General features: G+C 61.2%; 8 protein-coding genes. 4 read left to right on the top strand and 4 right to left on the bottom strand.

Translation table 11 applies throughout. The features are described from left to right. Window position 1: 1 nt before the first annotated feature. Genes ACM6IV_RS24570 through ACM6IV_RS24555 form a run of 4 tightly spaced genes read right to left on the bottom strand, consistent with a single transcriptional unit; the run spans window position 2 to window position 7,760 of the window. Window positions 2-4,576 carry an alpha-2-macroglobulin family protein gene (locus ACM6IV_RS24570; protein WP_414872007.1) on the bottom strand — a complete coding sequence of 1,525 codons (4,575 nt, stop codon included), beginning with the start codon at window positions 4,574-4,576 and terminating at the stop codon, window positions 2-4. After that, the gene (locus tag ACM6IV_RS24565; RefSeq protein ID WP_414872169.1) at window positions 4,573-5,223 is read right to left on the bottom strand and encodes a DUF1175 domain-containing protein; all 651 of its coding nucleotides are present in this window, start codon (window positions 5,221-5,223) and stop codon (window positions 4,573-4,575) included. Before ACM6IV_RS24565 ends, ACM6IV_RS24570 begins: the two co-directional genes overlap by 4 nt. Further along, window positions 5,208-6,920 carry a DUF2138 domain-containing protein gene (locus tag ACM6IV_RS24560; protein ID WP_414872006.1) on the bottom strand — a complete coding sequence of 571 codons (1,713 nt, stop codon included), beginning with the start codon at window positions 6,918-6,920 and terminating at the stop codon, window positions 5,208-5,210. The genes ACM6IV_RS24565 and ACM6IV_RS24560 overlap by 16 nt, the downstream gene beginning before the upstream one ends. Before the next feature lie 48 nt (window positions 6,921-6,968). After that, complete coding sequence (locus ACM6IV_RS24555; RefSeq protein ID WP_414872005.1) at window positions 6,969-7,760, bottom strand: YfaP family protein; 792 nt, start codon at window positions 7,758-7,760, stop codon at window positions 6,969-6,971. Window positions 7,761-8,113: 353 nt separating this feature from the next. On the opposite strand from ACM6IV_RS24555, the gene ACM6IV_RS24550 reads away from it, so the two are divergent. The 4 genes from ACM6IV_RS24550 to ACM6IV_RS24535 all read left to right on the top strand — a co-directional run bounded on the left by ACM6IV_RS24550 (window position 8,114) and on the right by ACM6IV_RS24535 (window position 13,278). Next, window positions 8,114-8,356: an exodeoxyribonuclease VII small subunit gene (locus ACM6IV_RS24550; RefSeq protein WP_003228627.1), complete on the top strand. Its 243-nt coding sequence runs from the start codon at window positions 8,114-8,116 to the stop codon at window positions 8,354-8,356. Beyond that, on the top strand, window positions 8,353-9,240 hold the full coding sequence (ispA, locus tag ACM6IV_RS24545; protein ID WP_414872004.1) for a (2E,6E)-farnesyl diphosphate synthase: 888 nt from the start codon (window positions 8,353-8,355) through the stop codon (window positions 9,238-9,240). Before ACM6IV_RS24550 ends, ispA begins: the two co-directional genes overlap by 4 nt. A gap of 91 nt (window positions 9,241-9,331) precedes the next feature. Then, window positions 9,332-11,230: a 1-deoxy-D-xylulose-5-phosphate synthase gene (dxs, locus tag ACM6IV_RS24540; RefSeq protein WP_414872003.1), complete on the top strand. Its 1,899-nt coding sequence runs from the start codon at window positions 9,332-9,334 to the stop codon at window positions 11,228-11,230. Between the two features lie 164 nt (window positions 11,231-11,394). Next, entirely contained in the window at window positions 11,395-13,278 is a 1,884-nt protein-coding gene (locus ACM6IV_RS24535) for a TonB-dependent receptor domain-containing protein (protein ID WP_414872002.1), read from the top strand. Window positions 13,279-13,374 lie beyond the last annotated feature (96 nt).

The raw sequence follows: 13,374 nt of genomic DNA, 5'->3' as shown, positions 1-13,374 counted from the left end.
GTCAGTTGACCGTGACCTGACCGAGGGCGGCTTTCGCTTCCTGGGCCTGATGCTGCGGCGCGTAGACTTGCTTGAAACGCACCGGCGGCAGGTTGAACTGGCCCTTTTGCGAGAAACGCACCAGATGGCGCAGGCGCAATTCGCCGCTCAGCGCATCGACGGGCACCGCGTAGGCCAGTTGCCCCGGTTCGAAGCGTGCCTTCTCCAGCGCGGTCGGCTCGGTGCCGTCCTTGCCCTGCAACTTGATGCCCCACGTGGTGCGCTCGACATCGGCGCCCGGTGGCAGCGGCACTTCAAGCATGCCGTAGCGCAGCGGTTTCGGCGCTTTGCTGGTGAGGATCACTTCGTCCAGATACAGGCTGTCGCTGGACAGCGGCTTGCTGCCGACCGGCTCCAGTTTGAAGGTGAACGCTTCATCGCCCGGCACCAGTCGCGACAGGCGACGGGTGAGGGTCACAGCCATTGGATCGACTGGCGGTTGCCGGGTCTGGAAACTCAGCGCTGCACGCAGCGGACGCTCTTGCGTACCCGACACCGTCAACACACTCGGCATCGGCGTTGCGCCTTGCCAGGTCCAGTACATCTCACCGGTTGCACCGTAGTTTTTCTTCCAGCCTTCCCCCGGCGTCAGCGCGATGGTCGGCGAAGCCTGGGCGATGCTGCGTTGCAGCCAGGTCAGCGCCAGCGCACGTTCGAGGGTTGATTGCTGGGGCAGCAGACGTTGCAACAACGCCGTCGCACGGGCCTGATCGAACGCTTGCAGCGACAGGTTCAGCGCTTCGGCAAACGGCTGCGAGCTGACCGACAGACGCTGTTGCGCCGCAGCCACTTGACGATTGAAAGCATCGGGCAGGGCAACCTTCGACTGCGCGGCCAACGAAGCGGTCAACACCCGCGCCGCCGCCAGACCGAGCGCCGAATCCGGGTCGCTCATCACCAGACTGTCTTCGCCGTCGTCCATCAGGGTTTCGGCGCTGCCTTCACCGGCCTTGGCCAGATCCTCCATCAAGCCGCTGAGCAAGGTGTTCACCGGCAAATGCATCTGCTTGGCGAACGACAGAATCAGCGCCCGCTGCAGCAGCGGCGTATTCGGCGCTTGCTTGGCGTAGACCTCCAGCACTCGCTGCCAATGCTCCGGCGGCAAGGTCAGCTCCAGCACTTGGCTGGCGTTCCAGTCGGCGTAATAGGCATAAGCCGTCAGGAATGCATCCGGTTCACCGTCGTAGCCCCACCAGGTGAAGCTCGCCGACGGCCCGGCCATTTGCACCAGACGCAGGCGGCTGTTCTGCATGATCAGACGCAAGCGATCACGAATCTGCGGATTCGATGCCAGCGATGGATAGGCAATGCTCAGCGGCAACAAACGACTGGCAGTCTGTTCGACGCCGCCGTACGGATAGCTGAGCAGATCATCGAGGGCCGAGCGGAACAGCGCTTGCGGACTGTCATCCAGGCGCAAGCGAATATCGGTGGCGTCCGCCGGCAGGCTCAACGGTGTATCACCGCTGGCCACGTCGAGGCTTTGCGTCTGCGTCACTTGCCAGCCGTCCCCGGTCGCACTCAGGCGCACAGCCAGAGCGTCAGCGGTTTTGCCGTCCTGCACCAACTCCGCCGTCCACTCGCCGGAGGCCAAGGCAAACGCCGGCAGCGGCACATAGTTGATGCCGTTGTTCAGGGTCACCGGCAAGCGTTGCTCGGCGCCCGCGTAGTGAGTAACCAGTTCAGCCTTGACCGGTTTCTCTGCCCGACTGAACGCGAACACGCCGAGTTGCGGCTGATCGCCCTTGCGGAATTTGCTCGGCCCGCTCCACTTCAGGTACAGCGGTTTTTCCGAACGCACGAACTGTTTCTTCTGGCCGACCTGACCATCATCGGCAATCGCGCGGGCGGTGATGCGCCAACGGGTCAGCGAGTCCGGCATCTTGAAGGTGAAACGGGTTTTGCCATCGGCACCGGTGAGCAACTCTGGCTGCCATGCGGCGGTGTCGACGTCTTCCCGACGCGGCCGCTCCAGCACTTTCACCCCACGCTCGCTACGGTTGGCTTTGCCCGGCGCGCCGGGGCTGCCTGGCAATGCCACGTCGTAACTGATGAACGACAGGCTGGCACTGGTGCGCACATTGTTACGGCGCGGGTGGTAGAAGAACTGGTCGATGGTCGGCGCGACTTCCGGTTGCAACGCATAGACCATTTCGTCGACGACGCTGACGGTCAGATGCGCCGGAACCGCTTTACCGGCGAACTGCGTGGTCAGGTCAACCGTGACCGTGTCGCCCGGCAGGTACACCGCTTTGTCGGTGCTGATCGCCACGTCGATTTGCGGCGCAATCACCTTGATCCCGGCGTTCTGGAAGCTGTACTGACCGCCTTTGGTGTACAGCACGGAGAACGTCAGGTTGGGCGCGAAGTTATCCTTCACCGGGATGCGCGCGCGGTATTGGGTGTCGCTGAGTTTTTCCAGCTTCAGCCAGTCACTGCCCTTCGCCAGCAACGCAGTCGCTTCGACCTTGTCGCGCTCCAGCGACAGCAACGCATCGCCGACCGGTTCCGGGAACGTGATCAGCGCCAGCGCTTCATCGCCCGCCTTGTACTCAGGCTTGTCGAGGACGATTTCTACAGTGCCCGGCACCGCTTTGACGCCGTCGCCAGTCACCGAATGGCCAGTGGCACCAAGGACGCGACCGTGTTGATCTTTCAATGTCAGGTTGTAAGTGCCCGGACGATCAAACGCCAGACTGAAGCCCTTGTCCGTCGCCGCAAGTTTGCCTTCACCGGTGCTCTGGTCTTCCAGACGCACCCAGTTGTAGCTGCTCGGGGTGACCGCTTTACCCTGCTCGCTGCCGCCCTCATTGGCGTAGCTGAACGCGACTTTGTCCTTGACCGCACTGAAGCGCTGCGGCGCGCTCAGACGGAAGCTCGCCGCGCCACGGTCGATGAGGATTTCCTTGGTGGTCTTGACCCGATACGCCGCACCATCGCTGGCGAACACGGTGAGCATGTAGCGGCTCGGTTTATCGGCCGCCGGCAAATCGAGAGTCGCGTTGCCTTTGCTGTCGGTGGTCAGTTCGGTGCTGGTCAGTTCCACCGGGAATTGCCCGAGGTATTGCAGCTCGTTGTCGACCATCGACAGTTGCTGGGCACGCAGGCTCAAAGTCAGTTTGGCGTTGGCCACCGGTTTGCCGTCGGGATAGAGCAACACCAGACTGCCTTTGACCGGCTCGCCGGTGCGGTAATCCTGTTTGGCCAGGTTCAGCGAAATCTCGAAGTGCGGCTTGATGTATTCAGCGACGCGGAAGGCGCTGCTGTAGGCCTGATCCTTGTAGTTGAAACGGATCTCGTAACCCCCGGCCACGGCGTTGTCCGGCAACTGGAAACGGCCTTGGGTTCCGGCCTTCGAATCGAGTTTCAAATCCAAGTGCTGCAGCTCGGTGCCGGTGGCGTCGAGCACGCTGACAGTGACATCCGCTGCGCCAGGCAACACCGAATCGCGCGCATTCTTGAACTCGCGACCGACGATTTTCAGCGACACCCAATCACCCGGGCGATAGAGCGGCCGGTCGGTAAACGCGTAGAGCTTGGTGTCATAGATTTCGCTGTCGTAATAGAAGTTTTCCGAGACGAACACTCCACCCTCTTCGTCCTCACCGATGACGAACGAGCGCTCGGGGCTGACGTGTTTCAGGCGCAGCAAACCATCGGCGTCAGTGGCGCCGCTGCTCATGACGCCGAGGCCATCGGTCCACAGCACATTCACCTTCGGCACAGAACTGCCTTCGTGTTTACGCGCAGCCCAGACCAACAATTCATCACCGGCAATCTTGCTCACCGCCACCGTGTTGGAGACGAACACCATAGTGGTCGCGCGGTACTTGCCGATCAGCGCTTCGACCAGATACAGGCCCGGTTTCAGCTTACCCAGCGGGATATACACGTTGCCCGGCGCGACGCTGACAAAGTCACTGGAAGACCCGGCCAGATTGACCCCGGCCGGCGGTTGTATCGGCTTGGCCTGCCACAGCGGATAACGGAACTGGCTGACCACCGGCAGACCCGGGATCAAGGCAAATTGCGGCTGCGCGTCATATGGCGTTGGCGCGGCCATGGCATTGCCCATCTTCAGTTCCGGCACTTCCTCGGTGACCTGTTTGCGCGATTCATAGGAGAACGCGCGCTGCATCACCCGCCGGGATTTGCGGTACCAGTTGTCCCACAGGTACGCGAGGGTGTTGGAGAGGCCTTCGCCCTTGAACTGGCCGTCGCTGACCACACGATGCAGGTTTTTCTGGCGCTTGAGGAAATCCAGCGGTTTGTCGATCCGGTACACGCGGATGTCGGCGCCGCCGTACGGTTCCATGCGAAAGCGACGGTAATCACGGCCCGGCGCTTCGAGACGGACCATCGCCTGCTCGTCCGCCGCGAAACTGCTGTCGGCGAGCAGGAAGAAGCTTTCACCGGAGACCGGCGTGTAGCCGCTCGGCTCGACCGCGTCTTCGGCACTGACGGTGGCCACTCGCAGCAACAGCGCCAGCAGCAGAGGAATTCGGGAGCAGATACGCAACATGCGGGCACCGGTCATTGGGAGAGGAAGTTCAGTCGATAGACGCCGATGAAGTTGGGATTGGCTGCGTCGGGTATCCATCGGGTGTCCTTCCATGTCATGAGTTGCTGCAGGCTTGCCGAACGCATGCCGTTGTCAGTGGGGGTGGTGGTGCCGGTGTGATAGGCGATGTAGCGGCCCATCCAGATCATCAGGTGCTGGTCGTCGCCCTGATCGAAAAACATCAGATCACCGGGTCGTGCCTGCGACACGTCGCGGCTGACCAGGTGACTGTTGAACTGAATCAGTTTGATCGCGTTGACGTACGGTCCGACCTTGCCGCCGCCCTGCTGCCACTGCTGGGCAAACTTGCGTTGTTCATCGCTGAGCGACAGCTCCGGCGGCAGGTAGCGATTGGACAGGCCATTGCTGCGCAGCCACTTGTCGTCGTGGACTTTCAGCGCTTCGTTGGCGGCAAAACGCACCAGCCCGGCGCAGTCCTGTTGATACCAGCGCGGGCTCGGGCCCTGGCTCAGTTGCTCCTGGGCGATGCGCACAAACCAGGCACGAAACACCTGGGACTGCGCCGGATCCAGCGCCGGAATTTCGCTGGCACGGGCGCCCGCACTGAGCAACAGCGCGAGCAGGCCGAGGCTGCGGATCAGTGTCGTCACAGCGCTTTCCATTCCAGCGGCAGCCATTGCCAGTGGCCATCAGGCTCACTGCCTTCGGGCAGGGTCAGGGCGTATTTGCCGTAGCCGCCAAGCGTGCGCAGTTTCGGGATCAGGTAGGTTTGCGCCGCGTTGTAGAACACCGGCTCCATGTCCTGCGGCAGGCTGTCGAGGGTTTCCTGCTGCATCAGTTGCGCCATCGAATCCGGGCCGAAATAGATCGGCATCAGCACATCTTTCGGCAGGACGTCGGCCATCGGCGGGAAGCGTTTATCGAGGGTGCCGAGGGCCTTGTCGACGAGTTTGTCGTCGAGGGAAAACAGCAACGTCGAACCGTGACGGGCGAGGCTGACTTTCATGAACGCCTTGCCGGAAATCGCGTCCGGGTTCTCGGCAGTCTTCGCCGCATACGGGCCGAAGTTGGAGCTGACCTGACGCTGCCAGACGTGGCTCTGACCTTCCTGCTTTTCGACCACCGGGAATACGTTCTCGGCGACGTTGGATTCAAACGCACCAACCATCGAGCCAAACAGCTTGCCAAGGTCGCCGTCGAGTTTGCTGCTGTCTTCATCTTTCAGGCTGGCAACCAATAGCGGCGTGTACAACCGCGAATCGGCGTACCAGCACAGGCCTGCCGCGCCGGCCACATGTTCGGTGAGGGTTTGCGCCACGGCTTCTTCAGCGCCGAGTTTCACCAGCAATGGTTTTTGCGGTTCGGCCGCGACCGGCAGGGTCACGCAGGCACTGGCGCCCAACGGCATCGCTTGCCAGACCGGTTTGAAGTCGAAATCGGGCTGGTTTTCCAGCTCGTCCATGGCGAGGTAGCTGTGCCAGCCCTTGTCGTCCATGTCGAAGCGCAGTCCGGCGAAATTCGGAATGAAGCGTTGATAACCCATGGCGAGAACGCTGGAGTTGACCGACAGGCGCTGTTTGGTTTCCGGTGCCTTGGCAGGCAGACCGAAAGCCTCGGGGAACAGTTTTTCGCCGTTAAGCAGTGCTGCCAGCGCTTGCGAAGAGACGTGGCCCGGTTCCTCCTGGGTGCCACTGTCCGAGTCGTAGTACTTGTTCGGATTGGACAGCACCACCAGTTTGTCACCGCGCGAAGCGAACAGCAGCGATTTGCTGGCGTTGTAGCTCAACTGGTACAGCGGCACCTCGTCGCTGCCGACTTTGATATGGCCCAACACGCTGAGCTGCGAATCATCCAGCGCCACTTTCGCCAGCGGCTCCAACAGTTTCGCCAACCCGCCGCGATCCATTACCAACAGGAAATCCTTCAGGCGACCATCCGCACCACGCCACAGCGCAACATCGGCCGGTTGATCGAAAAGCTGCTCGATCAGGCTGTCCTGCAACTTCAGGTCATGCTCGTAGATGATCCGGCGCAGGCTACCGATCAGCCCGAGGCGATCCGCATGGGTCTCGTAATAGAAGACGAAATCTTCGGTGAGCGTGGCCTTGAGGAACGGCACCGTCAGCAAGTCCTTGGGCAACTGGCTCAACGAGCGGGTTTCCAGCAGCGCATCCGGACGGCTCAGGCCGAGCTTGTCACTGGCCAATTCCGCTGGCGGCGCCTTGGGCTTTAGCAGCAGCCAGCCAAAACCGCCCGCTACCCCGGCCACCAGGCACAACCCGGCCAACAGCAAAGGCCAGCGCCGCATGGGTTTGGCCGCTGGCGTGTCGGCAGTCGAAGTCACTGTGTTATCGCTCATCTTCTCGCTCATTTCCCAAAGCTCAGGATTTCATCCGTGGCGGAATGCTTAATAGTTGAAAGTCTTGACCAGCAGCAGATCACCGATCGCCCGCAGGGGCACGATGAACGTTTCGCGTTTTTCATCGACGGTGTTTTCGTTGAGCACCAGCGTGATTTGTGAGGTGATCACCTCGTTCTGGTTGCTGGTCTCCTCGAAGTTATAGCCGCCGTTGCCGAAGTTGCCCCAATAGTTGACGTAAACCAGATAGGTGCCGTGCAACGGCGCCGTCATGGTGAACATTTCCGGACCGGGGCCGTCGACGCCATCCGGGTCAAGACCGCCACCATTGCTCAGAGCCGGCCGTGCCCAGAACGCATGCTGACCGTCGGGCGTGACAATGTGCAGATCCAGCTCGGCTTTCGGATCGTCCCAGCCCAAGACAAGACGAATCCGTGCCGGCGTGCGCAAATTGTTTGCTTCATAAAATTGCACGCGCTTGAGCGACTCGCCCTCGGCGCTGATCACTTCAACGCTGTTGGAGCCGGCGCCGAACGCGTACGGCCGGGCGAAACGGCCCTGGTCGTCGGTGTACAGATTCAATGGATTGCCATTCACCGCGAGGCTGTGCGGCGGGCGCATATGGCCGATGGCCTTGAGCTGGCCCTGGATCATTGTGCGATTGCGCTGGATGCCGCGATCGATCGGCGGCGTCGGGTAGGCGACTTGCGGGTTTTCCGTGCGATCGAGCAAGCCGTGATAGCGCCAGCCACCGACTGGCTCTGACAGTTCAGCGCTCGGCGCGGCCAGCAGCGCGGGCGCGCAGGCCAACCCGAACAACAGCGAAAGAAATGAACGCATGTGATGCCTCCTGCCATGCCTGAACGAAACCTTGCACCCGATCCTCGGTACTTCACAGCGGTGAAACTGCGTTTCGTCTGAAAGCCCCGTGACTGTGGGGTCGTAGAAGGCGCGAAGATTAGCGATTCGGCAGTTTTTTAACAATCGGATACATGTGCTTTTACTGTAGGAAACCTGCTTTTAAGGGGCGTGAGCCGAATAGAGAGATTATTCGGCTCACAAAATGAGCCGAATAGGTTTCAGCCTTCCAGAATCGCCTCAGGAAAAAGGGCCGGTCGCACCCTGCTCATTTGCCCATACCCCCCCTATCTGCTAGTGTCGCGCCGGTTTAACGTCAACCGGAAACTGCCGCCATGGCCCGCAAAAAAGCTGCACTGGATTTCGAACAGTCCCTCGCCGACCTGCAAACACTGGTCGAGCGTCTGGAGAACGGTGAATTGTCGCTGGAAGACTCGCTGACCGCTTTCGAGCAGGGCATCGGTCTGACCCGTGACTGCCAGGCAGCGCTGGCGCAAGCCGAGCAGAAGGTGCAAGTGCTGCTGGAGCGCGATGGCGAACTCGCCGAGGAACCCTTCGACGCGGAACAACCAGAATGATTGCAGCGTATACGGCGAGCAGCCAGACCCGGGTCAACGCAGCGCTGGAAACCCTGTTCAACGCGCCGTTGCCAGAGTTGGCGCGGCTTTACGAAGCCATGCGCTACAGCGTGATGAACGGTGGCAAACGCGTGCGTCCGCTGCTCGCCTACGCCGCTTGCGAAGCGCTGGGTGGCAAGGCCGAGCAAGCCAACGGCGCGGCCTGCGCGGTGGAGCTGATCCACGCCTACTCGCTGGTTCATGACGATCTGCCGGCGATGGACGACGACGATCTGCGTCGCGGCCAGCCGACCACCCACAAGAAATTCGACGAAGCCTGCGCGATTCTTGCCGGTGACGGCCTGCAGAGTCTGGCCTTCAGCGCCCTGCTCGACCCGCGCCTGAGCGACTGCAGCAGCGACATCCGCCTGCACATGGTCGCCGCGCTGGCCAAAGCCGCTGGCCCGGCAGGCATGGTCGGCGGGCAAGCCATCGACCTTGGCTCGGTTGGCCTCAAACTCGATCAGAAAGCCCTCGAACAGATGCACCGGCACAAGACCGGCGCGCTGATCGAGGTCAGCGTCAAACTCGGTGCTCTGGCCAGCGGTCGCGCCGAACCGGATGAGCTCACGGCTTTGCAGACCTATGCACAGGCTATTGGTCTGGCCTTTCAAGTGCAGGACGATATCCTCGACGTCGAAAGCGATACCGCCACCCTCGGCAAACGCCAGGGCGCTGATATCGCTCGCGACAAGCCAACCTACCCGGCGCTGCTCGGTCTTGACACCGCCAAGGCGTATGCCCTGGAACTGCGCGATCAGGCCCTGCATGCCCTGCGACCGTTTGACGCGGCAGCCGAGCCCTTGCGCGAGCTGGCCCGGTATATCGTCGAGCGGCGTCACTGATCAGCAATCGGTCAAAAAATACCAACGCGTGGGCAGGGGGCGATGCATCAGGTAAACTGCCGCATCTTCTATACCTATAACGATTCGCCTGATGCCCACGACGTTTCATGAGATTCCCCGCAAGCGCCCGACCACGCCCCTGCTCGACCGCGCGAATACGCCGGACGGTCTGCGCCGGTTAGGCGAAGCCGAGCTGGAAACCCTGGCCGATGAGTTGCGCCTGGAATTGCTCTACACGGTCGGTCAGACCGGTGGGCATTTCGGTGCCGGCCTGGGCGTGATCGAGCTGACCATCGCGTTGCATTACGTCTTCGACACGCCAGACGACCGTCTGCTGTGGGACGTCGGGCATCAGGCGTATCCGCACAAGATCCTTACCGGTCGCCGCGAGCGCATGGGCACCCTGCGCCAGAAGGACGGCATTGCCGCTTTCCCGCGTCGCTCCGAGAGCGAGTACGACACCTTTGGCGTCGGCCACTCCAGCACCTCGATCAGCGCTGCACTGGGTATGGCGATTGCCGCCCGCCTGCAGAACAGCGATCGCAAGGCAATCGCCGTCATCGGTGACGGCGCATTGACCGCCGGCATGGCTTTCGAGGCGCTGAACCACGCGCCGGAAGTCAACGCCAACATGCTGGTGATCCTCAACGACAACGACATGTCGATCTCGCGCAATGTCGGCGGTCTGTCGAACTACCTGGCGAAAATCCTTTCCAGCCGCACCTACGCGAGCATGCGCGAGGGCAGCAAGAAAGTCCTGTCGCGCCTGCCCGGCGCCTGGGAAATCGCCCGCCGCACCGAAGAATACGCCAAAGGCATGCTGGTTCCCGGCACCCTGTTCGAAGAGCTGGGCTGGAACTATATCGGCCCGATCGACGGCCACGACCTGCCGACCCTGATCGCCACGCTGCGCAACATGCGTGATCTGAAAGGCCCGCAGTTCCTGCACATCGTTACCAAAAAAGGCAAAGGCTTCGCCCCGGCGGAAGTCGACCCGATCGGTTACCACGCCATCACCAAACTCGAACCACTGGATGCCCCGGCCGCCGCGCCGAAGCAGGCCAGTGGGCCGAAATACTCGGCAGTGTTCGGCGAATGGTTGTGCGACATGGCTGCAGCCGATCCACGCCTGGTCGGGATTACCCCGGCGATGAAGGAAGGCTCGGATCTGGTGGCGTTCAGCGAACGCTTTCCGCTGCGCTATTTCGACGTGGCGATTGCCGAGCAACACGCGGTGACGTTCGCCGCCGGTATGGCCTGCGAAGGTGCCAAGCCTGTCGTGGCGATCTACTCGACGTTCCTGCAGCGCGGTTACGACCAGTTGGTGCATGACGTCGCGGTGCAGAACCTCGACGTGTTGTTCGCCATCGACCGCGCCGGTCTGGTGGGTGAAGACGGCCCGACCCACGCCGGAAGTTTCGACTTGTCCTACCTGCGCTGCATCCCGGGCATGGTCATCATGACCCCGAGCGATGAAAACGAGTTGCGCAAGATGCTCACCACCGGCCACCTGTACAACGGCCCGGCGGCGGTGCGCTACCCGCGCGGCACAGGCCCGAACGCAACGATCGACAAAGATCTCGAGCCGATCGAAATCGGCAAAGGCATCGTCCGTCGTCAGGGCAATAAAGTCGCTCTGCTGGTGTTTGGCGTGCAACTGGCCGAAGCCCTGAAGGTGGCTGAAAAACTTGATGCCACCGTGGTCGACATGCGTTTCGTCAAACCGCTGGATGAAGCGCTGGTACGCGAGATTGCCGCGAGCCACGAGTTGCTGGTGACGATCGAAGAGAACGCGATCATGGGCGGCGCCGGTGGCGCGGTCAGCGAATTCCTCGCGCGCGAGAATATCCTCAAGTCGATGCTGCATCTGGGCTTGCCGGATATCTACGTCGAACACGCCAAGCCTGCGCAAATGCTCGCCGAGTGCGGGCTGGATGAGGCCGGGATCGAAGCGTCGATTCGTCAGCGTCTGGTATTGCTCAACCGCTAAATCGCTAAACACACAATCCCTGTGGGAGCGGGCTTGCCCGCGAAGAGGCCGGCACATCCAACATCAATGTTGAGTGTGCCGACGCCTTCGCGGGCAAGCCCGCTCCCACAGTGTTTTGTGTAGCTCCAAAATGTGTGTACACCTGAAACACCAGTGGACTGTCCATGAAACTCTCGCGCTTCGCCCTGCCTTTCATCCTGCTGCCATCCGCCAACGCCTTCGCCGACACCTTCGAACGCGATCAGGCGTTAAAACTGCCGGACACGCTGATCTCCGCCAACCGCCAGGTCGAAGCCCGCAACGACAGCAGCGCCGCCAACACCGTGTTCACCCGCGAAGACATTGATCGCCTGCAGCCGAGCGACGTGCCGGACCTGCTGCGTCGCGTCCCTGGCGTGCAAGTGGCGCAGGCTGGCGGGCGCGGCAGCCTGCCGGGCATCTACATTCGCGGCACGCAATCGGCGCAGAGCCTGGTGCTGGTCGATGGCCAGCGCATTGGCAGTTCCACTTCCGGTGACAGCAACCTGCAGCATCTGGATATCGAGCAGATCGAGCGGGTGGAGGTGCTACGCGGTTCGCGTTCGGTGATTTACGGCAGCGATGCGATTGGCGGGGTAATTCAGATTTTCACCCGACGCGGTACCGAGCAGGGTTTAAAGCCACGCCTGCACGTCGGTTTCGGCAGCAATCAGACCTGGGAGCGCAGCCTCGGTTTGTCCGGGGGCGATGAGCATACCCGTTTCAACCTGGGTGCCAGCCTTGACGAAACTGCCGGGTTTGACCGTACCCACGAGTCGTATCCGAGCGATGGTGATCACGATGCTTATCGCAACAAATCCGTCAGTCTGAGCCTCAGCCATGCGCTGACCGATGACATCGAAGTCGGCGCCAATCTGCTGGATAACCGTGGCAAGAGCGAGTTCGACAACCCGTTCGGCCGCTTCGATATGACCACGTTCGAGTCTGTGCAACAGCAGCCGTACAGCGATTTCAACGTCAGCAGCGTCAGCAGTTATATCGATGCGCGGATCAACGAAACCTGGAAAACCCGCGTCGAGTTCGGCCACACCGAGAACCGCGAGAAGACCCTCGACAAGCTCAGCGACGAGCGCACGGTATTCAACACCTACCGCGACTCGCTGAACTGGCAGAACGACCTGACACTGGACGCACGTAACAGCCTGATCCTCGGCGGCGACTGGTACGAAGATCGAGTCAACAGCAGCACCGCGTTCGATGAAGACAGCCGCTGGAACCGCGCCGCGTTTATTCAGCATCGTTTCCAGGCCGACAACTTCTCCACGGAGCTGGGTCTGCGCCACGACGATAACCAGCAGTTCGGCAGCCAGAACACCTGGAGCGGCACCTTCACCCTGCCACTAAACTCGGATAACGATCTGTTGCTGAGCTACAGCGAAGGTTTCCGCGCCCCAACCTTCAATGACCTGTATTACCCCGAATACAGCAATCCGGATCTGAAACCGGAAACCTCGAAAAGTTATGAACTGCAGTGGCGCAGTCAGTTGACCGATAGCACCCGCCTGGAAGCGTCGATTTACCGTACCGATCTGGAAGACGCGATCATCTTCGGCAGCAATTCACGTCCGGAGAACGTGGCTTCGGCGCGAATCAATGGATTTGAAGCGGCATTGAAGCAGGAACTGTTCGGCTGGCAGAGCAACCTTGGGGTTTCAATCATCGATCCGCGTGATCGCGATACCGGGCACACGCTGGCCCGGCGTGCGCGACGCACGTTGAGTTGGGATCTCGATCGACAGTTTGACCAAGTCAGCCTCGGCGCCAGTTGGCAAGCGGTCAGCAGCAGTTATGACGACCTGAACAATCAGCAGCCGCTGGGTGGCTATGCGCTGTTCGGCTTGCGCAGCAGTTGGGCGTTGAACCGCGAGATCAAACTGGAACTGAAGGTCGATAACCTGTTGGACAAGGGCTATAGCCGGGCGAATTACAGCTATGACGGCAGCCAGTACGGTTATCGCGAGGAAGGTCGGGCGTGGATGTTCGGGGTGACCTGGACTCCCCAGCTTTGATTTAAATCTTCGCTGATTTGACTGGTCCCTTCGCGAGCAAGCCCGCTCCCACAATCTGGAATGCGATTCCCTGTGGGAGCGGGCTTGCTCGCGAAG

Source organism: Pseudomonas sp. IT-347P (genome assembly GCF_949768005.1).
GTDB lineage: Bacteria > Pseudomonadota > Gammaproteobacteria > Pseudomonadales > Pseudomonadaceae > Aquipseudomonas.
Note: the sequence above shows the minus strand (reverse complement) of the source record. Positions and strands in the feature narration are given on the sequence as shown.

Coding starts and splice junctions, on each gene's coding strand:
- ACM6IV_RS24555 (WP_414872005.1), bottom strand. CDS start 7,760: ATGCGTTCATTTCTTTCGCTGTTGTTCGGGTTGGCCTGCGCGCCCGCG.
- ACM6IV_RS24535 (WP_414872002.1), top strand. CDS start 11,395: ATGAAACTCTCGCGCTTCGCCCTGCCTTTCATCCTGCTGCCATCCGCC.
- dxs (WP_414872003.1), top strand. CDS start 9,332: ATGCCCACGACGTTTCATGAGATTCCCCGCAAGCGCCCGACCACGCCC.
- ACM6IV_RS24560 (WP_414872006.1), bottom strand. CDS start 6,920: ATGAGCGATAACACAGTGACTTCGACTGCCGACACGCCAGCGGCCAAA.
- ispA (WP_414872004.1), top strand. CDS start 8,353: ATGATTGCAGCGTATACGGCGAGCAGCCAGACCCGGGTCAACGCAGCG.
- ACM6IV_RS24565 (WP_414872169.1), bottom strand. CDS start 5,223: ATGGAAAGCGCTGTGACGACACTGATCCGCAGCCTCGGCCTGCTCGCG.
- ACM6IV_RS24570 (WP_414872007.1), bottom strand. CDS start 4,576: ATGACCGGTGCCCGCATGTTGCGTATCTGCTCCCGAATTCCTCTGCTG.
- ACM6IV_RS24550 (WP_003228627.1), top strand. CDS start 8,114: ATGGCCCGCAAAAAAGCTGCACTGGATTTCGAACAGTCCCTCGCCGAC.